Origin of the sequence: Pseudomonas sp. EA_15y_Pfl1_P101, assembly GCF_963970835.1 — a bacterium.
Lineage (GTDB): Bacteria > Pseudomonadota > Gammaproteobacteria > Pseudomonadales > Pseudomonadaceae > Aquipseudomonas > Aquipseudomonas tritici.
The window spans coordinates 87,783-114,040 of sequence record NZ_CAXAPA010000014.1 but is presented as its reverse complement, the minus strand read 5'-3'; the positions used below and the strand labels follow the sequence as shown (position 1 = coordinate 114,040).

The 26,258-nt window shown below is 59.7% G+C and carries 20 protein-coding genes; 12 read left to right on the top strand and 8 right to left on the bottom strand.

The genetic code is table 11. From position 1 onward, the window contains the following. Positions 1-6 precede the first annotated feature (6 nt). On the bottom strand, positions 7-657 hold the full coding sequence (locus AACY36_RS21370; protein WP_339417933.1) for a GNAT family N-acetyltransferase: 651 nt from the start codon (positions 655-657) through the stop codon (positions 7-9). A 169-nt stretch (positions 658-826) separates the two neighbouring features. Here AACY36_RS21370 and xthA point away from each other — a divergent pair, with 169 nt between their 5' ends. Next, entirely contained in the window at positions 827-1,639 is an 813-nt protein-coding gene (gene xthA, locus AACY36_RS21365) for an exodeoxyribonuclease III (RefSeq protein ID WP_339417934.1), read from the top strand. Between the two features lie 119 nt (positions 1,640-1,758). After that, complete coding sequence (locus AACY36_RS21360; RefSeq protein ID WP_339417935.1) at positions 1,759-3,090, top strand: phosphate ABC transporter substrate-binding/OmpA family protein; 1,332 nt, start codon at positions 1,759-1,761, stop codon at positions 3,088-3,090. 126 nt (positions 3,091-3,216) lie between these two features. Here AACY36_RS21360 and AACY36_RS21355 read toward each other — a convergent pair whose 3' ends face one another. Further along, a complete protein-coding gene (locus AACY36_RS21355) occupies positions 3,217-4,446 on the bottom strand; it encodes an acyl-CoA dehydrogenase (protein ID WP_339417936.1) in 1,230 nt (409 codons plus the stop codon). 152 nt (positions 4,447-4,598) lie between these two features. Between AACY36_RS21355 and AACY36_RS21350 the strand changes: the two genes are divergently transcribed. The 3 genes from AACY36_RS21350 to AACY36_RS21340 all read left to right on the top strand — a co-directional run bounded on the left by AACY36_RS21350 (position 4,599) and on the right by AACY36_RS21340 (position 6,921). Continuing rightward, positions 4,599-5,534 (top strand): LysR family transcriptional regulator, encoded by a 936-nt coding sequence (locus AACY36_RS21350; RefSeq protein WP_339417937.1) that lies wholly within the window; start codon positions 4,599-4,601, stop codon positions 5,532-5,534. 78 nt (positions 5,535-5,612) lie between these two features. After that, complete coding sequence (locus tag AACY36_RS21345) at positions 5,613-6,005, top strand: MerR family transcriptional regulator (protein ID WP_339497550.1); 393 nt, start codon at positions 5,613-5,615, stop codon at positions 6,003-6,005. A gap of 16 nt (positions 6,006-6,021) precedes the next feature. Continuing rightward, positions 6,022-6,921, top strand: coding sequence for a hydroxymethylglutaryl-CoA lyase (locus AACY36_RS21340; RefSeq protein WP_339417939.1), 900 nt, complete (start codon positions 6,022-6,024; stop codon positions 6,919-6,921). Between the two features lie 548 nt (positions 6,922-7,469). Here the strand turns inward: AACY36_RS21340 and AACY36_RS21335 are convergent. Beyond that, the gene (locus AACY36_RS21335; RefSeq protein ID WP_339497549.1) at positions 7,470-12,644 is read right to left on the bottom strand and encodes an NEL-type E3 ubiquitin ligase domain-containing protein; all 5,175 of its coding nucleotides are present in this window, start codon (positions 12,642-12,644) and stop codon (positions 7,470-7,472) included. A gap of 81 nt (positions 12,645-12,725) precedes the next feature. Further along, positions 12,726-14,360, bottom strand: coding sequence for an AMP-binding protein (locus tag AACY36_RS21330; protein WP_339437217.1), 1,635 nt, complete (start codon positions 14,358-14,360; stop codon positions 12,726-12,728). A gap of 150 nt (positions 14,361-14,510) precedes the next feature. Between AACY36_RS21330 and AACY36_RS21325 the strand changes: the two genes are divergently transcribed. From AACY36_RS21325 to AACY36_RS21310, 4 genes are all read left to right on the top strand, one after another. After that, on the top strand, positions 14,511-15,674 hold the full coding sequence (locus tag AACY36_RS21325; protein WP_339427851.1) for an isovaleryl-CoA dehydrogenase: 1,164 nt from the start codon (positions 14,511-14,513) through the stop codon (positions 15,672-15,674). Between the two features lie 110 nt (positions 15,675-15,784). Next, the gene (locus tag AACY36_RS21320) at positions 15,785-17,389 is read left to right on the top strand and encodes a carboxyl transferase domain-containing protein (RefSeq protein WP_339417943.1); all 1,605 of its coding nucleotides are present in this window, start codon (positions 15,785-15,787) and stop codon (positions 17,387-17,389) included. Positions 17,390-17,404: 15 nt separating this feature from the next. Next, the gene (locus AACY36_RS21315) at positions 17,405-18,211 is read left to right on the top strand and encodes a gamma-carboxygeranoyl-CoA hydratase (protein ID WP_339417945.1); all 807 of its coding nucleotides are present in this window, start codon (positions 17,405-17,407) and stop codon (positions 18,209-18,211) included. Beyond that, the gene (locus tag AACY36_RS21310; RefSeq protein ID WP_339417947.1) at positions 18,208-20,133 is read left to right on the top strand and encodes an acetyl/propionyl/methylcrotonyl-CoA carboxylase subunit alpha; all 1,926 of its coding nucleotides are present in this window, start codon (positions 18,208-18,210) and stop codon (positions 20,131-20,133) included. Before AACY36_RS21315 ends, AACY36_RS21310 begins: the two co-directional genes overlap by 4 nt. On the opposite strand, the gene AACY36_RS21305 is transcribed toward AACY36_RS21310, so the two are convergent. Next, positions 20,130-20,762, bottom strand: a complete 633-nt coding sequence (locus AACY36_RS21305) for a LexA family protein (protein ID WP_339417949.1) — start codon at positions 20,760-20,762, stop codon at positions 20,130-20,132. The genes AACY36_RS21310 and AACY36_RS21305 overlap by 4 nt on opposite strands. Before the next feature lie 130 nt (positions 20,763-20,892). Here AACY36_RS21305 and AACY36_RS21300 point away from each other — a divergent pair, with 130 nt between their 5' ends. Together AACY36_RS21300 and AACY36_RS21295 are read left to right on the top strand one after the other, a co-directional pair. Then, on the top strand, positions 20,893-21,243 hold the full coding sequence (locus AACY36_RS21300; protein ID WP_339417951.1) for a DUF6124 family protein: 351 nt from the start codon (positions 20,893-20,895) through the stop codon (positions 21,241-21,243). A 465-nt stretch (positions 21,244-21,708) separates the two neighbouring features. After that, positions 21,709-22,860, top strand: coding sequence for a M14 family metallopeptidase (locus tag AACY36_RS21295; protein WP_339417952.1), 1,152 nt, complete (start codon positions 21,709-21,711; stop codon positions 22,858-22,860). Here AACY36_RS21295 and AACY36_RS21290 read toward each other — a convergent pair. Then, positions 22,857-23,309 carry a winged helix-turn-helix transcriptional regulator gene (locus tag AACY36_RS21290; protein ID WP_339417953.1) on the bottom strand — a complete coding sequence of 151 codons (453 nt, stop codon included), beginning with the start codon at positions 23,307-23,309 and terminating at the stop codon, positions 22,857-22,859. The two genes, AACY36_RS21295 and AACY36_RS21290, sit on opposite strands and share 4 nt — an antisense overlap. Before the next feature lie 99 nt (positions 23,310-23,408). Here AACY36_RS21290 and AACY36_RS21285 point away from each other — a divergent pair, with 99 nt between their 5' ends. Beyond that, positions 23,409-24,680 carry an MFS transporter gene (locus AACY36_RS21285; RefSeq protein ID WP_339417955.1) on the top strand — a complete coding sequence of 424 codons (1,272 nt, stop codon included), beginning with the start codon at positions 23,409-23,411 and terminating at the stop codon, positions 24,678-24,680. On the opposite strand, the gene AACY36_RS21280 is transcribed toward AACY36_RS21285, so the two are convergent. Both AACY36_RS21280 and AACY36_RS21275 read right to left on the bottom strand, forming a co-directional pair. Beyond that, positions 24,582-25,121: a cytochrome b gene (locus tag AACY36_RS21280; RefSeq protein WP_339417956.1), complete on the bottom strand. Its 540-nt coding sequence runs from the start codon at positions 25,119-25,121 to the stop codon at positions 24,582-24,584. The genes AACY36_RS21285 and AACY36_RS21280 overlap by 99 nt on opposite strands. Beyond that, a complete protein-coding gene (locus AACY36_RS21275) occupies positions 25,118-26,200 on the bottom strand; it encodes a catalase family peroxidase (protein ID WP_339417957.1) in 1,083 nt (360 codons plus the stop codon). The genes AACY36_RS21280 and AACY36_RS21275 overlap by 4 nt, the downstream gene beginning before the upstream one ends. Positions 26,201-26,258 lie beyond the last annotated feature (58 nt).

Here is a 26,258-nt window from a genome sequence, read left to right as displayed (position 1 = left end):
TCTGCATCAAGCCGTTGCAGCATGTGACGACTGCGGGTTGGGATGAAAAAACACGTGCTCCACGACAGGTCCTACAGCGACTTCACCGATCTCTTCATACCCCTGGCGCTGGTAGAAATCCAGGTAGCGAGAATTGCCGGTGTCCAGCACCACACCGGACGAGTGCGGGTCGTCGGCACACCAGTTGTGCACCGCTTCCAGCAACTGCTCGCCGTAGTGTTTGCCCTGGAATTGCGGGTGAATACCCAGCAGCGGCAGCACGTGTACCGACTCACTTGGCAGGCACGCCAGCACCGCATGGTGGTAGTCGAGGTAACGTCGCGTGCCGCGCACGCCGGTGCTCAGCCACATGCGGATTTGCCAGGCCCAGCTTTCGGTAATCCCCAGGCGCCGCTGCGGGGGGGCGATCAGGGCGATGCCGATGAGCCGGTCATTGACGAATAGGCCGATGGCCGGAAGCTTCTGGAAGAAATGCTGCTTGACCAGTTCGCGCACGGTGGCGCGCACTCGCTGCTCATAACCTGAACGTTCCGCTTCAAAGATATAGGCAAACGTTGGCTCATGGCGGTAGGCCTGGTACAGCAGGGAACGGGCCTCGCGGGAGTAGCCGCTGTTGAGCAAGCGGATTTCGCCAATGGCGGTCGAAGTGTCTGGCATACGGTGAATCTCCCTGGGCACCGCTCAGAAGGCGGCGTTCTTATGGGTACGAACCCACGCAGCACGAGTCGTTCCCAGACATTAGCAGCGCAACTGCACTACCGCCACGCTGGCCCCCGTCCGACTTGTCGGCTAGCATCGCCCTTTTGCCAGGACTGGACTGCCGACCATGAAAATCGTCTCCTTCAATATCAACGGGCTGCGCGCCCGTCCTCATCAGCTGGCGGCGCTGATCGAGAAGCACCAGCCGGATGTGATCGGCCTGCAGGAAACCAAAGTCCACGACGACCAGTTCCCGTTGGCCGAAGTACAGGCCCTTGGCTATCACGTGTACTACCACGGGCAAAAAGGCCATTACGGTGTGGCTCTGCTCTCGCGCCTGCCGGCGTTGAGCCTGCACAAAGGTTTTGCCACCGACGAAGAAGACGCCCAGCGCCGGTTTATCTGGGGCACCTTCGCCGACGAAAACGGCCAACCGGTCACCATCATGAATGGCTATTTCCCCCAGGGCGAAAGCCGCGACCACCCGACCAAGTTCCCGGCCAAGCAGCGCTTCTATGAAGACCTGCAACAGTTGCTGGAAAGCCAGTTCAGCAATGACCAGGCGCTGGTAGTGATGGGCGACGTGAATATTTCCCCGGAAGATTGCGACATCGGCATCGGCGCCGACAACGCCAAGCGCTGGCTCAAGACGGGCAAGTGCAGCTTCCTGCCCGAAGAACGCGAATGGATGGCCCGCCTGAAGAACTGGGGCCTGGTGGACAGCTTCCGCCACCTCAACCCGGACGTGGCCGACCGCTTCAGCTGGTTCGACTACCGCAGCCGTGGGTTTGAAGATGAGCCTAAGCGCGGGCTACGGATCGACGTGATCCTGGCGTCCAATGGCTTGCTGCCAAGGGTCAAGGATGCGGGCGTGGATTACGATCTGCGCGGGCTGGAGAAGCCGTCTGACCATGCGCCGATCTGGCTTGAATTGAGCTGACAACATCGTCCAATGTGGGAGCTGGCTCCCACAATTGGATCCATGGCTTATCAGTCACATTGTTGAAACCTGCCTGACTTATTCTCGCGGCACTCCCTTTGGCTTGAGAAGGTGCCGGCATGATGCTGCGCGTTCTGTTTCTGCTGGCGCTCTTTCCTCTCTACGCGGTTTGCGCCCCCCTACCCGCTCCCGATCAAGGCCCTGCATTACGCATCCAGGGTTCCAATACCATTGGCGCGGCGCTGGGGCCGGCGTTGGTCAAGGGATTGATGGAACATCAGGGCCTGCAGGCCGTGCGCATTGAGCCGGCGCAAGGTGCCAATGAACAGCGCGTGACCGGCAAGACGCGCCTAGGCAAGACCGTGTCGATCGAGGTCGCTGCCCACGGCTCCAGCACCGGTTTCATGGCGCTGAAAAAAGCCACGGCCGACCTGGCGGCCTCGTCTCGTCCGATCAAGGACAGTGAACTGGTCGACCTCGACCCCCTCGGCGACCTGAAAAGCCCCGACGCCGAACAGGTGATCGCCATCGACGGCCTGGCCATCATCCTCAACCCGCGAAACCCGTTGAACGCCTTGAATACGGAGCAACTGGCGCAGATCTTCAATGGCGAAATCAGCACATGGGAAGCATTAGGTGGGGTCGGCGGGCCGATTCATTTGTATGCGCGCGATGATCAGTCCGGCACCTACGACACCTTCAAGGAACTGGTGCTTCGCTTGCGTGGCAAGCCGCTCGCCGCAGGTGCCAAACGCTTCGAGTCCAGCGAACAGCTGTCCGACGCGGTCAGCCAGGACCCGCAGGGCATCGGTTTTATCGGCCTGCCCTACGTGCGTCAGGCCAAGGCAGTGGCGATTGTGGATGGCGACTCGCAACCCATGTTGCCGCTCAATAGCCTGATTGCCACCGAGGATTACCCGCTGTCGCGCCGGCTGTTTTTCTACCTGCCGCCATCGGGGCGCAACCCATGGGCCAAGGCACTGGTGGACTTCACCCAGAGCAGCAAGGGCCAGGCGATTGTCGCGGCCAACGGGTTTATCGCGCAGCAGGTACAGGCGATCGCCGTCGAGCCGCGCGCGTCGATGCCCGAGGACTATCAAGCCATCGCGCGTGACGCTCAGCGTTTGACCGTGAATTTTCGCTTCGAAGAAGGCAGTGCCAGCCTGGACAACAAAGCGCGCCAGGATTTGCAGCGGGTGGTGGCGTACCTGAAAAGTCACAACAAGCTGGATAAGCAGGTGACATTGGTGGGGTTGGGTGATGTCAAGAATGACCCGCAACGGGCGGCGTTGTTGTCTAAGTTGAGGGCGATGGCGGTGCGTCGGGAGCTGGTGAAGAACGGTGTGATACTGCGCGATATTCGTGGGTTTGGGGCACAGATGCCGGTGGCGGCGAATACGGCGGATGAAGGCAGGATCAAGAATCGGCGGGTGGAGGTTTGGGTGTATTGAGCTCTAAGTCTTGTGGTGTTTTGACTGGTCGCCTCGCGAGCAAGCCCCACATTCGACCGCATTCTTACTGAAGATATGCGGTCAACTCTGGGAGCGGGCTTGCTCGCGAATGCAGGCGACGCGGTCTTATTGACCGCCGCGCATCAGTTCTTTAGGCACATATTTGCCAATCTCAAACTTGCCAATCGCGGCGCGGTGCACTTCATCCGGCCCATCCGCCAACCGCAGCGTACGTTGCATGGCGTACATATAGGCCAGCGGGAAGTCGTTGGAGACGCCCGCGCCGCCGTGGATCTGGATCGCACGGTCAATCACCTTCAAGGCCACATTCGGTGCGACCACTTTGATCTGGGCGATTTCACTTTTCGCGACCTTGTTGCCCACGGTGTCCATCATGTACGCCGCCTTCAAGGTCAGCAGGCGCGCCATGTCGATCTCCATGCGTGAGTCGGCGATCTTGTCGATATTGCCGCCCAAACGGGCCAGCGGCTTGCCGAACGCGGTACGGCTGACGGAGCGTTTGCACATCAATTCCAGTGCACGCTCAGCCATGCCGACGGAGCGCATGCAGTGGTGGATACGGCCTGGGCCAAGGCGGCCCTGGGCAATCTCAAAACCACGGCCTTCGCCGAGCAGTACGTTTTCATAGGGCACGCGCACGTTGTCGAACAGCACTTCAGCATGCCCATGGGGCGCGTCGTCGTAGCCGAACACGGGCAGCGGGCGCACGATCTTCACGCCGGGGGTGTCCACCGGTACCAGGATCATCGAGTGTTGCTGGTGGCGCGGCGCATCCGGGTTGCTCAGGCCCATGAAGATCAGGATTTTACAGCGCGGGTCGCAGGCGCCGGAGGTCCACCATTTCTTGCCGTTGATCACCCATTCGTCGCCCTGGCGCTCGGCGCGGGCAGCCATGTTGGTGGCGTCCGAAGACGCTACGTCCGGTTCGGTCATGGCGAAGGCTGAGCGGATCTCACCGCGCAGCAGCGGCGCCAACCAGCGTTGTTTTTGCTCTTCGTTGGCGTAGCGCACCAACACTTCCATATTGCCGGTATCGGGAGCGGAGCAGTTGAACGGCTCTGGGCCCAACAGTGAGCGACCCATGATTTCGGCCAGCGGCGCGTATTCAAGGTTGGTGAGGCCAGCGCCCAGTTCGGATTCCGGCAGGAACAGGTTCCACAGGCCTTCGGCTTTAGCGCGGGCTTTCAACTCTTCCATGATTGCGGTGGGCTGCCAGCGATCACCTTCGCTGACCTGGCGTTCGAACACCGGCTCGGCCGGGTAAACGTAAGCATCCATAAATGCAGTGACGCGTTCACGCAGTTCCTGAACCTTGGGCGAATAGGCGAAATCCATGAGCAGCTCCCTTCTCTGAGAGGTTGTTTAGGTCATGCAATCGATGCTAGAACAGCGTTGATAATTTACCTAGCCTATTCTCGGCGTGTATTAACATTCATCACCGATATATGATCGGCCTATCGGCACCCTAACAATAAGAGCGCAACCCAATGAATCTGAGCAAGGTCGACCTCAACCTGTTTATCGTCTTTGACGCGATCTACACCGAAGCCAACCTGACCCGCGCCGGGCAGATTGTCGGCATCACCCAACCGGCGGTGTCCAACGCTCTGGCACGCCTGCGCGAAACCTTCAACGACCCGCTGTTCGTGCGTACGGCTCAAGGCATGGTGCCCACGCCGATGGCGCAGAACATCATCGGCCCCGTGCGTAATGCCCTGTCGTTGCTGCGGGTGTCGGTGCAGGAAAGCCGGATTTTCAACCCGCAGCAGGCGGCCAAGACCTACCGCATCAGCATGACCGACCTCACCGAGGCAGTGATTCTGCCGCCGCTGTTCCAGCGCTTGCGCCGCTTGGCGCCGGCGGTGGTGATCGAGAGCTTCCTGTCCAAACGCCGCGAGACCACCAAGGAATTGGCCGCCGGGCGCCTGGACTTTGCGGTGGATGCGCCGCTCAACACCGACCCACAGGTGCGCCACGTCAAGCTGATGGAAGACCGCTATGTGTGCGCCATGCGCAAGGGTCATCCCATGGCTGGCAAAGACAAGCTGACACTGGATGACTACCTGGCGCTGACCCACATCCATATCTCCAGCCGTCGTAACGGCTTGGGCCACGTTGACCTGGCACTGGGCAAAATGGGCATCCAGCGAAAGATCGCGCTGCGCTCCCAGCACTACCTGATGGCCTCGCAAGTGTTGCAGCAGACCGACATGGTCATGACCGTGCCAGAACGCTTCGCCCGCCGCCACGAACTGCACTGGTTCAACCTGCCGGTCAACGATGTGCCGCCAGTAGAGACCCACCTGTACTGGCATGAAAGCACTGACCAGGACCCTGCTAATCGATGGATGCGTGAGCAAATGATCGAGTTGTGTCAGCAGGTGACGGCCCATGAAAAAAAACTGGATGGCAAACAACCCTGACTGTAGTGAGCGCGAGCCTTGACGTTAACGTCAAGCAGCCATTAGCTTAGCGCCCAAGACATCTTCTCGGGCACATCCATGAGCACGACCTACAGCATCTCCGACCTCGCCCGCGAGCTCGACATCACCACACGCGCCATTCGCTTCTACGAAGAACAAGGCCTGCTGGCCCCGGAACGCCGGGGCCAGGAGCGCATCTACTCGGCGCGCGACAAGGTCAGCCTCAAGCTGATACTGCGTGGCAAACGCATCGGTTTCTCCCTGGCCGAATGCCGCGAGCTGATCGAGCTCTACGACCCCTCCGGCGGCAACCACATCCAACTCAACAGCATGCTGGCCAAGATCGCCGAGCGCCGTAAACAGTTGGAACAGCAACTGCTGGATATCGAACAAATGAAGCTGGAGCTGGATACCGCGCAAGAGCGCTGCACCCAGGCCCTGGCCCACACCAAGAGCCAGGCTGGCCATTGATCAGAAGGTAACTGCCATGTCCCTCCCCTCACACGTACGCCTGGTGGAAGTCGGCCCGCGCGACGGTTTGCAGAACGAAGCCCACCCCATCAGCGTGGCGGACAAAGTTCAACTGGTGGACGCCCTCAGTGCCGCGGGCTTGAGCTACATCGAAGTCGGCAGTTTTGTATCGCCCAAATGGGTGCCGCAGATGGCTGGTTCTGCCGAGGTGTTTGCACAGATTCAGCGTAAAGCTGGCGTGACCTATGGTGCCCTGGCGCCTAACTTGCGGGGTTTTGAGGACGCGTTGGCGGCCGGCGTAAAGGAAGTAGCGGTGTTTGCGGCGGCGTCCGAGGCGTTCTCCCAGCGCAATATCAACTGCTCCATCAACGAAAGCCTGGAACGCTTCGCGCCGATCATGGCCGCGGCCAAGCAACATAGGATCAGCGTGCGTGGTTATGTGTCGTGCGTGCTGGGTTGCCCGTATGAGGGCCAGATCGCGCCGGAACAGGTGGCGATGGTCGCGCGCGAGTTGTATGCCATGGGCTGCTATGAAGTGTCCCTGGGCGACACCATCGGCACCGGTACGGCGGGCGCGACGCGGCGACTGTTCGAGGTGGTCGGCGCCCACGTGCCACGAGAAAAGTTGGCCGGGCACTTCCATGACACCTATGGCCAGGCCGTTGCGAATATCTACGCCAGCCTGTTGGAAGGGATCACCGTGTTCGACAGCTCTATCGCGGGCCTTGGCGGTTGCCCGTATGCCAAAGGGGCCAGCGGTAACGTTGCCACCGAAGATGTGGTGTACCTGCTCAACGGCTTGGGCATCCAGACCGGTATCGACCTGGAGGCGTTGATTCGTGCGGGCCAGCAGATCAGCAACGTGCTGGGCCGACCGACAGGGTCGCGTGTGGCCAAGGCGCGCAACGCCGGTTGAGTAGCGTAGCCGTGACAATGTGTTACCGCACACCTACACAACGAGTAACACGGGAACATACTTTGTCGTATTCGCCGTAGGCCAACGCCTACAAAAAAATTAACTCTTTGATTTTAAACGGATTTACAAAGTTGGCACGGCTTCTGCTATCTCTATGGCATAACAAGAATAAAAAGCGCCAAACCTAATAAAAATAAGACGAAACGACTCTGACATAACAAAAACAACACGGCAGAGACGCAGCTAACAGATTTTTTTGGAGAAGATGTGCTTCGCAGGGTACGGCGTGCCGAAACCCGCAACCGGTTAGAGAAAAATAAAACTACCTCAGGTAGCTACCCACTGGTTGGATCGATAACGAAGAAGCAGATCAGCGCTCAAAAAAATACGTTTGCTCTTGACTCCGAATGGGGGTCGCCAAAAACAGCGGTAAAGGGTAACGGTTGCCAAAAACAACAATAGACCGCCCCTCAATAATAAAAAAAGAGCACGCAACGACAAATTAAAGGGGACCCTAGGGTCCCCTTTGTGCTTTCTGCACCGTGCGATTACAGGGCGGTCCCACCTGAGGCCGCGAAGTTGTTGAACACCCTCCGCGTCAAGGTGTGCAGCGCTCGTTGTTCCAGCGCCCGCCGCTCAGCCCCTAGCTGCTTGAGTTCACGCTCAAAAAACACGCTTTGCATCGAGCCGTTCACCAGGATTTGATCCCTGCGCATACTCAACAGGCGCGCTAACCGGCCGACCGCCTCATCATGTTTTGTCTGCCACAGTGCTCTTGTCGCTGGATCTACAGCGGCGTCTTGCTCGCCTTGCAAATCCGAAATATCGAACAGCGCAGTGCTCTTTTCGTCTATCAGAACTAGGTCCGGCTTCATTAACGCCTCAAGTTCCTGAGGGTATCGGGTGCGCAGGTGTTTGTCCCAGAACAGGCGCCCGATAAAAAAGTCCGCCTCTTTAGCCGCATGACGCATTTCTCTTTGCACCTCTGCGCCCGCATTATCGATATCCGCTTGACTCACAGCGGCCTGCTGCGCAAACAACATGTCCCGGGATTGGACCGGCAAATCCAGCGATACCGCAAGCCGGGTGCGATAAGCCAGAATGACTTCAACCTGCTCGGTAAACCCGGGTCCTCTCGCCGCGACATCCCGTTCGGCAATGGCGTCTACCAACGCTAGACGAAACAACTTTCTGCCCGTGGATACCAACGCGCCTTCTTCGCTCTCAACGCCTGCCAACTCGAGTGCCCTCGCCCCCAGCAATTCACTCTCGAGATTCATGAATTCGACCGAGCTGCCGTCGCCACAGGTGACTCGATCATCGGCAGCTGCAAATAACGACTCTCGGATAGCCTGGCTTTCGCTCGCGGCCTCGAGCATGTTCCACACGCGCTGCGCCAGTACCGGGCGCGTCACATCACTGTTGAATTCCGCGCTGCGAGTAGTATCGGACACCACGGTAAAAAAAGCGGCTGACTCAGGATTGGCCCTGAGTTCGTCCCAGATCCCGCCGCGCCGGGCTGATTCGCTGGCCGACAACGCTCCCAGCCATAAGCCGCGCGCTTCGTCGACCGTAATGTGCTCCCCCAAATGCGCCGCGTTGAAAGGCTCACCCAGCCGCGCCAGGGTAGCCGCCGACAATGGATTGTCGTGCACGATGATGCGGTCCGGATGCTGGAAAGCGTATTCAGGTAACGTCGTGATCCGATTAGTGTGCAGATCGACGCGGGCCAGTTGGGGTAGTTGTTCGGCGCCGACAGGAAAGGTCTCCGTGCCGGTATCCGAAAGATAAAGCTGGTTCAAATTGCGCAGGCGGCGCAGGTCGGCCTGCCATCCCAGGCGACGATTATCGCTGAGATTCAGAATCTTCAGGCTCTGCATACCCTCCAGACGCAGGCGGCTCGATTCGGTCATCTGGATATCGTTTCGACTCAAATAGAGTTTAGTCAGCCCGGCCCCGCCATTAGCGAAATCTGGCAGTTGCGTCAGGTTGTTCTCTCGCATGTCCAGCCAGCGCAAGCCGCCGAATGCGTTCAGAAAAGGCAGTGAGCTGTCTGAAAGCGCCATTCGACGTAGAACCAGGCTGCCCACGTGATCCATATTTGCGGTTATCGCAGGCAATTCGCCAATCACTTCATGCGACAAGTCCAGTACATGGCCGATCGGCGTCTGATCCCCTGCCAATGCCTGCGCAGAACTTCTACGCCAGGCAGCCTTGATGGTGCCCGACACTCTGCGCCTGGCGCTTGCATAACCCGATCCGCCCTCCTGCTGCCAACTGCCCAGCGCCGTGTCCAAGTCTGCAAGCTCAGCTTCGAGTTGGGTCAACCTCGCCAGAAGTACAGCGTCGCCAGCGCCTTGAAGGTCGAGCATGACCTCGACCTCTGCCATGGACTTCGACGGGTACAGCGCCATTGCTTTCATCCTACAAACAGACGGACGCTCGCCAGCGCCGCCCACCGGGCTGAGTGGATACCCTATGCGTCCGTCAGCCAGACGCATGGGTGATTTGAAACCGGGTTTGATTGCTTTCAAGCCAAGTGCGCGCCGGCTCGCCAGCTCGCTCAGCGGCTGTTGCGCAATCTGCATCTTCAAGCGTTGCGCAGCCCTATTGAATTCGGCCCACCCTGTGAACTTGCCACTGCTTGCCATCCAGAGCGCGTTAAAGAACGCGCCTTCATCACTGCGCCAGTACTCTACTTTTTCCGGGCCGCTGCAGAGTTTCCACTCCTTCAGGTCGGTATGGATAAGACGCAGTTGCCTGGGCGCGCTCGTATCACCCACCCGGTCCAGCAGGGGACCATCGTAAGCGCCCTCGCGTAGCTCAACAGACACACCTTCCAGAAGCCCGGGCAGGGAGGCCATCTTGTGCAAGGCCAGCCGTACGACGTCCAACGTGAGTTGATTGTCGAACAAAAGATCTGCGTGTGCCCGCATCACTCGCGCCTTCTGCCAGTAAACACGTGCTTCCTCGGCCAGGCGTAAAGGCAAACGTGACCCGGTCTGCATGCTTGTCAGTTCCTGACTATTGGCATGGCTGACTATTTCTTCGGCGGCCAGTTTAGGCAGACCAGGAAAGTCGCGCTGGATCAGTTTTACGTTGGCGTCGCTGGATACATCACCGGCTGATATCTCCCGATTGAACAGCTTACCTTTGGTGCCATAGGCCGCCTCAAGCAAGCAATCCCGGTACCTCACCACCCTCGCATAGTGTGTACGCAAATACTGCATCAGCGGATCAGTATCTTCATCGTCAAGTTCTTCGTTCGCGGAGGGCGAAGTCTCGGATGAAACGTCTCGGGTCCTCAGGAACAGCATTGAGATAGCCTCTTGCGTCATCTTCTTTTCGCCCAATAAGTGGCGAATTTCGGGCTCCGTCAACTGCTCCCTGAATGACGAAAAGAGGCGGCCACTTTCCAGTTCCTCATGCCCAAGCGTGACGACCGAGGACGAATCACTCGGAACCGCTGAACACCACACCTGATTGCCCTCAGCATCCAGCGCCACCAACACGCGCGACTCGGGCCACATCCCACACTCGAGCAACAACTGGACTTGTGTGAACCAATCGACCTGGCTAAAAAACCAAGGGTCTGAGTGGCTCAACCGATCAATAAATGACTGGTATTTACCGGCGCATTCAAACCGCCGCAGCATATCTTTGAGGAGTGGCGCAGGCGGCCGGTGCTCGATGAATACCCGACGCAACTCGTCATCTGTTACGCCACTGATCGCCCTCGCCTGCTCGAGCTGACTATCGCTAAGGTGATCGACCGTATGCCCCATGCGACGCAACAGGGTTTGGCGATCCCACGTCGACGGTTGTTCGAACTCATGCACCCAAGCGCCTTCGCCGTTATGTCGCACACGTGGCGCATAGCGGGCATCACCCTCAGGGTGCACAAACCTGAACTCGTTATCGGTACCGCTGGCTTTGACCTTGTAATGACCACCACCGTTTGCAGGCAAGTAGAGACCTGCTTCGTGGACATAGAGCCCTAGCGCGTTTGGCCGTTGTCCGTCGGGCAACGCAATTTGATGCAGATATGACCTCGGCTGGAAATCATATAAACGCGGTCGCCCTCCGAGTTCCACATGCACCAGCCGCTTGATGAACGCCGTATTTTTCGCTGTCTCCAACACTTTGGGCAGCGCCAGCCCCGCCAGATTGAAACCCACCGCCGAAAAATGTGCCCAAACCGCTTGGACGTCGTCCTGGGACCAGGCATCAATCCCTTCACCGACCTCGTAGAGCACCTGCGCGGCGGCAACGACCAGCATCACCTCTCCCAGGAAAGGCACCACGAAAGAGGCAAGATTGAGAATATCCAGCGCTTTGCTGCCGAACGACCAGAGCCAGGCTTTATAAACACGATCGTCCACATCCTGGGTGGACACCACACTGGTGCTGGCATTGCTCATGATCAGCCGTATGCGCTGCATCGCGCAGTCCATCCAGACGTCTCGCCACGGTGACGCATAGGTTCCCTGACGATGGATCCGGCTTTTTTGCGCCGGGGCAAAATCCTGATCGTGGGCGTATACCGCCCCCGGATCCAGCAGTGCCTTCAACTGTGTAAAAAAACCATCCTGATCGGCAAGTGGCACGAACTGGCTGAAGAATGTGCGGTATTCGACATGACACAGACGCGTCGTCAGCTCGTCGGTAAAGGCCGCAACATGGTCATAGACCTTGAGTGGATGGAGTGGGTCGCCCGGAATGTATACCAGGCATGGTCGGGGCACGAGCGCTGCATTCCTCACATTTGTCCGCCACACGACCGGACCGATGACCAGGATGTTCTCGATCACAAAATTGAGTAACCGCAACGGCGAAAACTTCACCACTTCGCCGTCCCATTTTCGGTCCGCCTGATCAATCAACAGATCGTTGATCAACTGGTGGTGATCAGCGCGGATGTCCCCCTTCATCAAGGCAATCTCTGCGGCCAGTTTCAACTGGTTCCGATGGCTGGTAATCAGGGTGCTGTACAGCTTGCCAACTCCCGCCGGTGTGGTGGTGGTCCGAATATGATTGTTGAGAAAGGTGCGCACGCACTCGTAGTAGGAGTTCCCCAGATCGAGTTCCCGACACAGTTTGGCGAACTCATGAGACTTGATACGCACTGGGAGTGACTGGACGTTGCCTGGCGAATGAAGTTTATCGCTTGGATACTGGTAAAAGTTGTAATAGGTGATCAAGTGGCAGTCCTCGCAAACCGGATCACTTGCCTCTTGCGAGGTGAAGTTGTTCAGCGCAGCCTCCAGCAGGCTGATACCTTTGTAAAAATAGAATTGCGGGGCCAATGTGCTGGCGTAGGAGGTCGAAACTTCTCTGGGTGCGGACTCGCATTCGAGCTGTGTCAGCTTGCGGGCATAAAACGCTTTTCTGGTGTCCAACCTCTGCCCGAACGTTTTCTCGATCGCTGCCACCAACAACGGCTCGGCGTACTCTGCCGGTCCCTTCAGTTCACTGAACATCTGATCGAGTTGGTTCAAGGACGTCCTGCTGCGTAAGTGGATCGTGCTCATGCGATCGCGCGCAGCCGCCGGGGCCTTTTTGTACCAATCCGGGATGTTCAGTGCCAACGAGGCCAGTTCGGTTTTGCGCTGATCCAGCGCATCGGTGTACCAGTCAGGCGTGTTGTCCTTGATAAGCCGCCCATGTGGACTGTGCTCGTCCTGAAGAGGCCGCGTCGGGGGATCAATCGTGCGGTGTGTCATCGGTATGGCCGTCAAGTGGCGAAGTAGTTCGCCACTTTAGGCACCGCGCTGGCGCGCGCAGCAGTAGACATGCACCACGCTTCAGGCGTCGTCGCGCAACTCCTCGATGCTGATCTCGCGCATGCGGAACTTCTGAACCTTGCCCGTGACCGTCATTGGAAACTCCTCCACGATCTTGAAATGCTTGGGCGTCTTGAAATGCGCGATTCGCCCCTTGCACCAGGTGTGCAGTTCCAATTCATTGGCCACATGGCCTGGATGAAACTTGACCCAGGCGACGATGGCTTCACCGAAGCGTTCATCAGGAATGCCGATCACCTGCACATCCGCCACTGCCGGATGGGTGAAGAAAAACTCCTCCAACTCGCGCGGGTATACGTTCTCGCCACCGCGAATGATCATGTCCTTGTTGCGCCCCGCGATGCATACATAACCCTGGGCGTCCATGCTCGCCAGGTCGCCGGTGTGCATCCAGCCGGCGTCATCGATGGCCTCGCGGGTGGCGTCGGGGTTATTCCAGTAGCCGAGCATCACGCTGTAGCCACGGGTGCATAACTCGCCGATTTCACCGCGTGCGACGGTATTGCCGTCAGCGTCGATGATCTTGTTTTCCAACTGCGGCTGGGTGCGACCGACCGTGGTGACGCGACGTTCCAGGTCATCATCCGCGCCGGTTTGTAGGGACACCGGGCTGGTTTCGGTCATGCCGTAGGCAATCTGCACCTCACTCATGTGCATCTCGTTGATGACCCGGCGCATCACTTCGATAGGGCACGTCGCACCGGCCATGATGCCGGTGCGCAAGGTAGACAGGTCGAACTCGCCGAGACGTGGGTGATCGAGCATGGCGATAAACATGGTCGGCACGCCGTACAGGCCGGTGGCGCGCTCTTCGGCGACGGCAGTGAGGGTCTGCAGCGGGTCGAAGCCGTCATTGGGGTAGATCATGGTGGTGCCGTGGGTGATGCAGCCCAGATTGCCCATCACCATGCCAAAGCAGTGATAAAGCGGCACCGGGATCACCAGGCGATCCTGCGCGGTCAAACCCAGGCTTTCACCGACCATGTAGCCGTTATTGAGAATGTTGTGATGACTGAGGGTCGCGCCCTTGGGGAAGCCGGTGGTGCCGGAGGTGTACTGGATATTCACGGCTTGGTCGAAGTGCAGGCTGGCCTGGCGGTTGTGTAACTGTTCGGGCGCAATGCCAGCGCCGAGCGCGGCCAACTGCGACCAGGGCAGGAATCCCGTGGGCGGACTGGGGTCGAGGCTGATCATGCCGCGCAGCTCGGGCTTCAATTCCTGGAGCATCGCGTGGTAATCGGACGTCTTGAACGACCCGGCGCATACCAGCCACTGGCAACCGGACTGCTTGAGCACGTACGCCAATTCACTGCTGCGGTACGCCGGATTGATATTGACCAGGATCACACCCAGCTTGGCACTGGCGATCTGGCTGATACACCACTCGGCGCAATTGGGTGCCCAGATACCCAGGCGATCACCGATCTGCATGCCCAGCGCGAGGAATGCGCGGGCATGTAAATCCACGGCCTGCGCCAGTTGCTGCCAGGTGTAGCGCTGCTGTTGATGGCGCACCACCAGCGCCTCGCCATCGGGAAACTGTGCAACGGTGCGATCAAAGGCCTGGCCAATCGTCATGGCCAGCAAGGTCTTGTCCTGAACGCCACGGCTGTAGCTCTGATTCGATTGATCCATAACGACCCCTGTTGTCTTTTTTGTAGGTTGACGTAAACGTAAACTACGATTGACAGCGCCTTAACGCAAGCTTACGTTAACGTAAAGGTGAACGTCCTCCCCTGGCGCGCCATCCACACAAAAACAACGCTCACATTAAGGTGCCCTTCCATGAGTTACCCGTCCCTGAACTTCGCCCTCGGTGAAACCATCGACATGCTGCGTGACCAGGTGCAGTCGTTCGTGGGCAAGGAAATCGCGCCCCGTGCGGCACAGATCGATATCGACAACCTGTTCCCAGCGGACCTGTGGCGCAAGTTCGGCGACATGGGCCTGTTAGGCATTACTGTGCCAGAAGAGTACGGCGGCGCCGGCCTGGGTTACCTGGCGCACGTGGTGGCCATGGAAGAAATCAGCCGCGGTTCGGCGTCGGTGGCCTTGTCCTATGGCGCGCACTCCAACCTGTGCGTGAACCAGATCAACCGCAACGGCAACCACGAACAGAAACTCAAGTACCTGCCCAAACTCATCAGCGGCGAACACGTCGGCGCGTTAGCCATGAGCGAGCCGAACGCCGGTTCCGATGTGGTCTCGATGAAACTGCGCGCGGATAAGCGCGGCGATCATTACGTGCTCAACGGCAGCAAGACCTGGATCACCAACGGCCCTGACGCCAGCACCTACGTGATCTACGCTAAGACCGACCTGGAAAAAGGTGCCCACGGCATCACCGCGTTTATCGTCGAGCGCGACTGCAAAGGCTTCAGCCGCAGCAACAAGTTCGACAAGCTAGGCATGCGCGGCTCCAACACCTGCGAACTGTTTTTCGATGACGTCGAAGTGCCCGAAGAAAACATCCTCGGTGTACTCAATGGCGGCGTGAAAGTGCTGATGAGCGGCCTGGACTACGAACGCGTGGTGCTTTCCGGTGGCCCCACCGGGATCATGCAGGCCTGCATGGACCTGATCGTGCCCTACATCCACGACCGCAAGCAGTTCGGCCAGAGCATCGGCGAATTCCAGCTGATCCAGGGCAAGGTCGCCGACATGTACACCCAACTCAACGCCAGCCGCGCCTATCTCTACGCGGTGGCCCAGGCCTGCGAACGTGGCGAAACCACGCGCAAGGATGCGGCCGGGGTGATCCTCTACAGCGCCGAACGCGCCACGCAAATGGCCCTCGATGCGATCCAGATTCTCGGTGGCAACGGCTACATCAACGAATTCCCTGCCGGGCGCCTGCTGCGCGATGCCAAGCTGTACGAAATCGGCGCCGGCACCAGTGAGATCCGCCGGATGCTGATCGGCCGCGAACTCTTTAACGAGACGAAATGAATTTCGTCAGCCGCAAGTGCCAAGCTTCAAGCTGCAAGAGGACCGCGTTTACTTGCAGCTTGTGGCTGACAGCTTGCAGTTCGTAGCTCGCAACGCCTACGGAGTAAGCCATGCTTTTACACACCCAGCTCAACCCACGATCGGCGGAGTTTGCCGCCAACAGCGCGGCGATGCGCCAACAGGTCGACGCCCTGCACAGCCTGCTCGCGCATGTGCAGCAAGGCGGCGGCGCCAAGGCTCAGGAACGGCACACGTCACGCGGCAAATTGCTGCCACGCGAGCGCATCAACCGCCTTCTCGACCCAGGCTCGCCGTTTCTCGAGCTCAGCCAATTGGCCGCTTATCAGGTGTATGGCGAAGATGTGCCCGCCGCTGGCGTAATAGCCGGGATCGGCCGCGTGGAGGGCGTCGAATGCATGATCGTCGCCAACGATGCCACCGTAAAAGGCGGCTCCTACTACCCCCTGACTGTAAAAAAGCACCTGCGCGCGCAAACCATCGCCGAGCAGAATCGCCTGCCGTGCATTTACCTAGTGGACTCCGGCGGCGCCAACCTGCCACGTCAGGATGAAGTGTTTCCGGACCGCGAGCACTTCGGGCGGATCTTCTTCAACCAAGCCAATATGAGCGGCCAAGGCATCCCGCAGATTGCCGTGGTAATGGGCTCATGCACAGCCGGCGGTGCTTATGTGCCGGCGATGGCGGACGAGGCAATCATGGTGCGCAACCAGGCGACGATATTCCTCGCCGGACCGCCTTTGGTGAAGGCTGCCACCGGTGAAGTAGTCAGCGCCGAAGACCTCGGCGGTGCCGATGTGCACTGCAAGATCTCTGGCGTGGCCGACCACTACGCCGACAGCGATGAACACGCTCTGGCGCTGGCCCGGCGCAGCGTGGCCAACCTCAACTGGCGCAAGCAGGGCGAACTGTTGCAGCGCACGCCCGTAGCACCGCTTTACAGCTGCGAAGAGCTTTACGGTGTGATCCCGGCCGACGCCAAGCAGCCCTTTGACGTACGCGAAGTGATCGCACGGCTGGTCGACGGCTCGGTGTTCGATGAGTTCAAAGCACTGTTCGGTAACACGCTGGTGTGCGGCTTTGCGCACCTGCACGGCTACCCGATGGCGATACTGGCCAACAACGGGATTCTGTTTGCCGAGGCGGCGCAAAAAGGCGCGCACTTTATCGAGTTGGCCTGTCAGCGCGGCATTCCCCTGCTGTTCCTGCAGAACATCACCGGCTTTATGGTCGGGCAGAAATACGAAGCTGGCGGCATTGCCAAACACGGCGCCAAGCTGGTCACCGCAGTGGCCTGCGCCAAGGTGCCGAAGTTCACGGTGATCATCGGTGGCAGCTTTGGTGCCGGGAACTATGGCATGTGCGGCCGTGCCTATGACCCGCGTTTCTTGTGGATGTGGCCGAACGCACGCATCGGCGTGATGGGGGCCGAACAGGCGGCCGGCGTGCTGGTGCAGGTTAAACGTGAGCAGGCTGAACGCGCGGGCGTCGGTTTCAGCGCCGAAGAAGAAGCCGCGATCAAGCAGCCAATCCTCGACCAGTACGAAACCCAGGGCCACCCCTACTATTCCAGCGCGCGCCTGTGGGACGACGGTGTCATCGACCCGTTGCAGACCCGTGACGTGCTGGCCCTGGCCTTGTCCGCCTCGCTGAACGCCCCCATCGAGCCGAGCCGCTTCGGCGTGTTCCGCATGTAAATGGAGCTGCACCCCATGAGCGATTTCAATACCCTCGAACTGATCACCGACAGCCGTGGTTTTGCCACGCTGTGGCTCAGTCGTGAAGCCAAGAACAACGCATTCAACGCCGAGATGATCCGCGAACTGATCATCGCCCTCGACCAGGTGCAAGGCGATCCGTCCTTGCGCTTTTTAGTCCTACGCGGGCGAGGCAAGCACTTCAGTGCCGGCGCAGACCTGGCCTGGATGCAGCAATCGGCCGAATTGGATTACCACACCAACCTGGACGACGCCCGCGAACTGGCGGAGCTGATGTACAACCTAGCCAAGCTGAAAATCCCGACACTGGCGGTGGTACAAGGCGCGGCCTACGGCGGCGCACTGGGCCTGATCAGTTGCTGCGACATGGCGATTGGCGCGGACGATGCGCAGTTCTGTCTGTCGGAAGTGCGCATTGGCTTGGCGCCGGCGGTGATCAGCCCGTTTGTGGTACAGGCCATTGGTGAACGCGCGGCACGGCGCTATGCGCTGACCGCTGAACGCTTCGGCGGCCAGCGCGCACGGGATATCGGTTTGCTGGCGGAGAGCTACCCAATCGACGCGCTGGACCAGCAGGTGGAGCAGTGGGTCGCCAACCTGTTGCAAAACAGCCCGGCGGCAATGCGTGCCAGCAAAGACTTGCTGCGCGAAGTCGGCAACGGCGCCCTCACCCCGGCCCTGCGCCGCTATTGCGAAAATGCGATTGCGCGCATTCGCGTCAGTGCCGAGGGCCAGGAAGGTTTGCGCGCCTTCCTGCAAAAACGTCCACCGAGCTGGCAGCCACAGGAGCCGCGTTCATGAGCCCACTCACGACCCTGCTGGTCGCCAATCGTGGCGAGATCGCTTGCCGCGTGATGCGCACCGCCAAGGCCATGGGCCTGAAAACCGTGGCCGTACACAGCGCCACCGACCGCGATGCACGCCACAGCCGTGAGGCCGATATCCGTGTCGACCTGGGCGGCAGCAAGGCCACAGACAGCTACCTGCAAATCGATAAACTGATCGCCGCCGCCCAGGCCAGTGGCGCCCAGGCAATTCACCCAGGCTATGGTTTTCTGTCGGAGAACGCAGGGTTTGCCCGCGCGATTGAAGCCGCCGGCTTGATCTTCCTCGGGCCGCCCGCCTCGGCCATCGATGCCATGGGCAGCAAGTCGGCCGCAAAGGCGTTGATGGAAACCGCCGGCGTGCCGCTGGTGCCGGGTTATCACGGCGAGGCCCAGGACTTGGAAACCTTCCGCGCGGCCTGCGAGCGTATCGGCTACCCCGTACTGCTCAAGGCCACGGCCGGTGGCGGTGGCAAAGGCATGAAGGTGGTCGAGGACGTCAGCCAACTGGCCGAGGCCCTGGCCTCGGCACAACGTGAGGCGCTGTCGTCCTTCGGCAACGGGCAGATGCTGGTTGAAAAATACCTGCTCAAGCCGCGTCACGTGGAGATCCAGGTGTTTGCCGATCAGCATGGGCATTGCCTGTACCTCAATGAACGGGATTGCTCGATCCAGCGGCGCCACCAAAAAGTCGTCGAGGAAGCGCCGGCTCCAGGCTTGAGTGTTGAACAACGCAAAGCCATGGGCGAAGCCGCTGTGCGTGCGGCCCAGGCCATCGGGTATGTCGGCGCAGGTACCGTGGAGTTTTTGCTGGACGCTCGCGGTGAGTTCTTCTTCATGGAGATGAACACGCGTCTGCAGGTGGAGCATCCGGTGACCGAGGCGATTACGGGCCTCGACCTGGTGGCCTGGCAGATTCGTGTCGCTCAGGGCGAGGCGCTGCCGATCACCCAGGAGCAGGTGCCGCTGATCGGCCATGCGATCGAAGTACGCCTGTATGCCGAGGACCCGGCCAATGATTTCCTGCCCGCCACCGGGCACCTGACGCTGTACCGCGAACCCGCGTCGGGCGCTGGCCGCCGCGTGGACAGCGGTGTCGAGCAAGGCGATAGCGTGTCGCCCTACTACGACCCGATGCTGGGCAAGCTGATTGCCTGGGGCGAGGACCGTGAACAGGCGCGCCTGCGCCTGCTGGGCATGCTGGATGAGTTTGCCGTGGGTGGCCTGAAGACCAACCTGGGCTTTTTGCGGCGCATTATCGGGCATCCGGCGTTTGCGGCAGCCGAGTTGGATACCGGCTTTATTCCGCGCTATCAGGATGAGCTGCTGCCGACACCTGGCGAACTGAGCAATGATTTCTGGCAGGCAGCGGGCGCGGCGTTCATACAGACCTTGCCGGCCGGTGACGGGCCTTGGGCAGATAAGCGAGGCTTTCGTGCCGGTTTACCTGCCGAGGTTTCGCTGCATTTGAGCTGCAATGGTCAGGATCGGCTGGTGACACTCGCTGCCGATACCGCGCAATTGCGCGGTGAACAGTTGTTGATCGAGCACCAGGGCGTGCGCCTTGGCCATCTGGCTGTGCGCCACGACCGCACGGTGTACCTGCGTTGGGACGGCGAGGTGCATGCCGTCAGCCTGCTTGACCCGATTGCAGCGTTCGACGCCAGCGGCGCTCATCAAGGTGGCCTTACGGCACCGATGAACGGCAGCATCGTGCGCGTGCTGGTGCAGGTCGGGGACAACGTGGAGGCCGGCACGCAACTGGTGGTGCTGGAGGCTATGAAGATGGAACACAGCATTCGCGCGCCCCAGGCTGGAGTGGTCAAGGCGCTGTTCTGCCAGGAAGGCGAAATGGTTGCCGAAGGTTGCGCGTTGGTGGAGCTGGAAACAAAGGTCTAGAACTTTGCCGTGGCCTGCACAACGACGCCAAGAATGCGGCAATCGCCGGTGAACTGCCGTTTCGGGTAAGTCGGATTGAGCGGCACCAGATAGAGCTGGCCGCTCTCTTCCTGCAGCTGACGGAAGGTCGCCTGGGGGCTATCGGCCCATTGGGCGACCACCAGCTTGCCGGGCTCGGCGGTAATGGCCGGATCGACCAGAATCATCATGCCCGCACTCACGCTGAGCCCGCTGGGTGCCGTCATGGCATCGCTTGTGACCGGCAGCCAAAAGGCATCGCCGTGGGCATGATAATCCGTCAACTCGAAGCGGGCGGTACCATAAGGCGTTCGCTCTTCGCGGATTTCGCACAGCCCTTTCCAGTCGCTGACCGGATAGCGGAAATACGGGTTGTAGTTTTTCTCCGGAGGCACTTCATCGGCCCGCTCGCGAATATCCAGCGCGACCTCCAGGTAGCCCAGGCCCAACGCCGCCAATACCCGGTTCATGTCCGCCAGGCTGGGTGCACGGCGCTTGTTGAGCCAATGGCCCACGCCCCCCTGGGACATGCCCAAGCGTTCAGCCAACTCACCTTGCGTGACCTTGCGGTCTTCCATGTTGGCCTTGACCAACGCGATCCAGTTATCCATGGGGCTGACAATACGTCACGTAGTTTTCAGGGCAATAAACAGTTTGTAGTAATCCATAAAACGACATAAATACGATACGTACTATCATCGGACATAAGGTTTTCGACACCCACCCAGAGTACCGCCCCTTATGACGACAAGCCCGCTTCTCCTGCCTGAAATCCCGGAAGACGATGAATTGCACGACCTGCGCAGCAGCGGTGCTGCCAAGCGTGCGTTGGACTTTTACTTGAAAGAGGATATGTCGACATCAACCCCTGAAGAGGCCTTGTTTGCCATCAATGCAGGCATCAGCCAGGAGGACGCCCTGGTGCACGCCTCGGAGCTGTTGCGCAGCGCTGCGGCCACGGCCTATGCATCAGCGAGCAGCCATCAGGGCAGTCATCGTGACATGGCGTTTTCAGTGGTGTATTTGATCGATATGGCGAAGGCGATGGTGGAGCGGTCGTTGCAAGTGCCAGAGGCTCAAGCGAATAGATAACTGGCGGTTAGAAAAAATATTTCTATCCCAAGGATAAAAACATTTGACTTGCAAATGATAATGATTATTATTGGGCCTAGCTGATCGCGAGATCAGTCGATAGAACAAGGGACCTTAGGTCGGACTCTTGGAATATCTCCTCATCAGGCTAATCACGGTTTTTGACCCGGCTCTTTGGCCGGGTCTTTTTTTTGCCAGTTTCCCTGGCGTGGCTTCAGGCTAATGAAGACTGTGTGCGACTTGATGGCGCGCATGGTAGCAAACGACCATCGCCAAAAGAAAGCCAGCGGATAGCTCTAGCCCACATCTTTGCGAATTAGCGCTTGAGAATCAATCTCATAGATTCTAAGCTGCCGCGGCGTCAAGGACGACGCCCCCTCCCTCTCGCAACAATTTTGCATCCGATCTTTACCAGACTCCTGTGTAATATAGCCGCCACAACACTCATATTCAGGCAACCAGACTATGACCGTGGCCTTGACCTCCATCAAAATCAGCACCGACTTCGACAGTGGCAATATCCAGGTACTGGATGCCCACGATGCCTATCAGTTGTTGCTGGCAATCAAACCCGATACATGCAGCGCGCATTACCAATGGTTCCACTTCAAGGCCGAAGGCATGCATGTGGGCCACACCCATACCTTTCGCCTGAGCAACGCCGGACAGTCCTCCTACCCCAACGCATGGAGCGGCTACAACGCCGTGGCGTCCTACGACCACATCAATTGGTTTAGGGTACCTTCGCGATTTGATGGAGAAATCCTGCATATCAGCCTCGAGACCCGCGAAAAACATGCCTGGCTCGCCTATTTCGAACCCTATAGCCGCGAGCGTCACGACTGGCTGATCGAGCAGGCCCTGAACCGCACTGGCACCCAACTGCTGGCCACCGGTAAAAGTGTTGAAGGCCGTGATATCCAGCTGTTACGGCGGGGTAAAGGGGGCGAAGGCCGGCGCAAGATCTGGATCATCGCTCAACAGCACCCCGGCGAGCACATGGCCGAATGGTTTATGGAAGGCATCATCGAACGCCTGCAACAGGACGGCGACGATGAGATGAAAAAGCTGCTGAAAGTCGCCGACCTGTATCTGGTGCCCAACATGAACCCGGACGGCGCCTTCCACGGCCACCTGCGCACCAACGCCATGGGCCAGGACCTCAACCGCGCCTGGCAGAGCGCCAGCCAGGAGAACAGCCCGGAAGTGCTGTTCGTGCAGCAACAAATGGAAAAGTACGGCGTTGACCTGTTCCTCGATATCCACGGCGACGAGGAAATCCCCTACGTATTCACCGCTGGCTGTGAAGGCAACCCCGGCTATACCCCGCGCATCGAGGCGCTGGAAGAACATTTCCGCAGCCACTTGAGTGGCCTGACCCGCGACTTCCAGACGACCTACGGCTATACCCGCGACCTGCCGGGAGAAGCCAACATGAGCCTGGCCTGCAACGCGGTAGGCGAGCAATACGACTGCCTGTCCCTGACCCTGGAAATGCCCTTCAAGGACAACGACGACGCCCCCAACCCGCACACCGGTTGGTCAGGTAAACGCTCGATGCAGTTGGGCAAGGATGTGTTGAGCACCGTCGCCTCTATCGTCGACGAACTGCGTTAAACCGACTCGGCGGGCACCCGCCGACAATCCTCGGGCCCCAGCAAGCGTCCATCCGCGGAGCGCAATTCCAGCGCTCGCAGCGGCTCACCCTGGGCGCGGTCTACCATCACTGAATGCGCCTCGCCTGCCCCGTAGAAAAACCCTTCCCCCCACTGCCGTAACCCGATGATCACGTTGAACAGGCCTTGACCCTTTTCCGTGAGGGCGTACTCCTGATACGCACTACCATCCGACGCAGGCACGACCTCTAGCACGCCATGGTTCACCAGGCTGCGCAAGCGCGTGGACAGAATATTCTTGGCCATCCCCAAGCTGCGCTGGAATTCACTAAAGCGACGGATGCCATCAAACGCGTCGCGAATGATCAGCAACGACCAACCATCGCCAATGGCATCCAACGAACGCGCCACCGGGCATTCGGCACTTTCAAAACGGGTGAGGTTGACCATCAGGCTGCCTGTCTTGGATCAATAATGTGGTTGCAATATAAAACCGGAATCCTTACCGTGCAACTGGTTTCATTTTAGAACCACACAAGGATAAGCCGCATGCCCTCACCCCCCTTGAGCGGCGCCGTGGTGTTGCTGTTCGCCATCGCCTGTGGCCTGTCGGTGGCCAACGTCTACTACGCGCAGCCGCTGCTCGACGCCATGGCCGAGACCTTCGCCATGGATCACGCCACCGTTGGCATCATCATCGCCCTCACCCAGGTCGGCTATGGCGTGGGACTGTTGCTGCTGGTGCCTCTCGGGGATTTACTCAACCGGCGCAAACTGATCGTCACCCAACTGCTGCTTTCCACGCTCGCCGTGCTGGTGGTGGCGTTGTCTTGCAACAGTTTCTGGTTGCTGGCCGGCATGGTGCTCACCGGGCTGTTGGCCGTTATCGCCCAGGTGCTGGTGGCATTCGCGGCCCATCTGGCGTCGCCTGAACAGCGCGGGCACGTGGTCGGGCTGGTTACCAGCGGTATCGTGGTCGGCTTGCTGCTGGCGCGCTCGGTTTCAGGCGCCATGGCTGACCTGGCGGGTTGGCGTTCGGTGTACATGCTGTCGGCAGGCCTGACGTTATTGATGGCGATCCTGCTGTGGAGAGTGCTGCCAGGCACGGAGCAACCGCAGGCAACCGGCACCTATGGCGCGTTGATCCGCTCGGTTTTCAGCTTGTTCAAAGAGGAAAAAGTCCTGCGTGACCGCGCCGTGCTGGCGATGCTGATTTTCGCCGCCGGCACCGTCCTGTGGACGCCAATGGTATTGCCCTTGAGCGCCCCGCCGCTGTCGCTTTCGCACACGCAGGTCGGCCTCTTCGGGCTCGCCGGTGCCGCCGGAGCCCTGGGTGCCGCGCACGCCGGACGCCTGGCCGACAAGGGCTTCGCCCAATGGGTCAGCGGCACGGCACTGCTGCTCATGCTGCTCTCTTGGGTTGCCATCGGTTTTACCCAATCGTCTCTGTGGGCACTGTCGCTGGGGGTGATTGTGTTCGACCTGGGCTTGCAGGCCGTACACGTCACCAGCCAAAGCCTGATCTATGCGGTACGCCCCGATGCACAGAGTCGGCTGGTGGCGGGTTACATGGTGTTTTACTCAGTAGGCAGTGCGGTGGGATCGGTCAGTGCCACGGCGATGTATGCCTGGGCCGGGTGGATCGGGGTGTGCGGCCTGGGCGCGGCGATGAACCTGCTGGCATTGATCTACTGGCTGACCACACTGCCCCCGAAACCGGTCTCAGTCTTTGCTGCCGGTCATGCTTTGAAGCACGCCGTCACGGCGAATCAGCCCATGGAACAGCGCCGCCGCCAGGTGCAACAACACGGTGAGGAATAGCAGATAGGCCAGGAACCCATGGGCCTTGCGCAGCACCGCAAACAAAGGCGCATTTGCCCCCACCAGCGCCGGCAGCTGCACTGAACTGCTAAGCATCACCGGGTCGCCCGCCGCCGAAATCATCGCCCAACCCAGCAGCGGCAACACCAGCATCAAGGCATACAGCACCAGGTGAGACGCCTTGGCTGCCAACACTTGCCACAGCGGTACGTCGGCGGGCAACGGTGGTTGGCGCGTGGAGAAGCGCACCACCAGCCGCACGATCACCAGCGCCAGAATCGCGATACCCAGCGGCTTGTGCAGGTGGATCAACCATTCATGCCGCTGCGAAACCGACGCCGCCAGGCCCGCGCCGATAAACAGCATGGCGATGACCATCAGCGCCATGAGCCAGTGCAGCAGGCGCGCCAGGGGGGCGAAAAACCGTGGTTGGTCATTCATGGCTTCGACTCCTGAGGGGCGCTGCGCAACGGGCTGACTTCACCGGCGCGGCGCAGGTACGAACTGGCATACGCCGCCGAACGTGCCGCGAGCAACGGGTCATTGGAGGCTTCGATGCCACTGGGCAGAATCAGCGGGTCGAAGTTGATATCGCGGCAATCGCCATCGGCCTGAGCCTGGCTGCTTTGCAGCACCAGGGTGCCGGCATTGATGACTTTATGCTCGCCGGTCCAGGTCTTGCTCGCATCGTCCAGCGGGTCACCGGGATTGGCCAAGGTCATGTTCAACTGCCAACGCAACGGTCCAGCGGACAGGCGTCGCACCAGGTCTTTTTCCAGGAAATCGCTGCCCGCAGGTGAGGTATCGCCCGCTGCATCCTGACGCTGTGGCACCACGCCCCAACGCACGGCCTGGCGCTTGCCATCGGCGCCCACCAGGTAAAACGCGTTGATACCGTTGTAGGTTTCGGTCGCATAACTGGCGGAAGGCTTGGCGGTCTTGACCCACGCCAGGAACGGCGCCGTCTCGGGATGAGCCGCAAAGAACGCTGGCATGCTCGCCGGGTTGGGCTTGCCGGTGGAAGGCTCCGGCGCACCGGCCTTGAGCATCTGGTAGAACGCCTCGGGCGTACCCACCGGGAACACTGGCATGCTGTTCATGCCGGTGCGCCACTGCTGGCCGTTGGATTGGCTAAATTGCACGGCAAAGCTGCGGATCGGCACACTGCTGTCCGGCGCATAAGGGTTGCCGCTGGGCAAGGCAAACCGGCCGATCAGCGGGGTCTTGGCCTCGTTGAACACCTGGGCACTGGAGTAGGCACGCGCCTCGGGGCTGCTCTCGAAATAGCCGGCCACGCACACGCCCTTGGCATGGTTACGCCGGAAGCCTGGGTGGACACCGTTGTTGGTTTCCAAGGCATTGACCAGGGTTTTCGGACGCAAGCGCTGTGGGTCGAGGGTGCCATTGACGTAGGCAAATGCCCCCGCCATAACCGCAACCACGGCTCCGATACCCGCCAGGCGCGCGATCAGGCTCGACGTGCTCAAGGGGGGACGGGGCGGTGATGAGTGATCTACCATGAAGAAACTCCAGGGCCAAAGGCCGTAGGGGTGAACATAAGGTCGGAGCATTAAGACG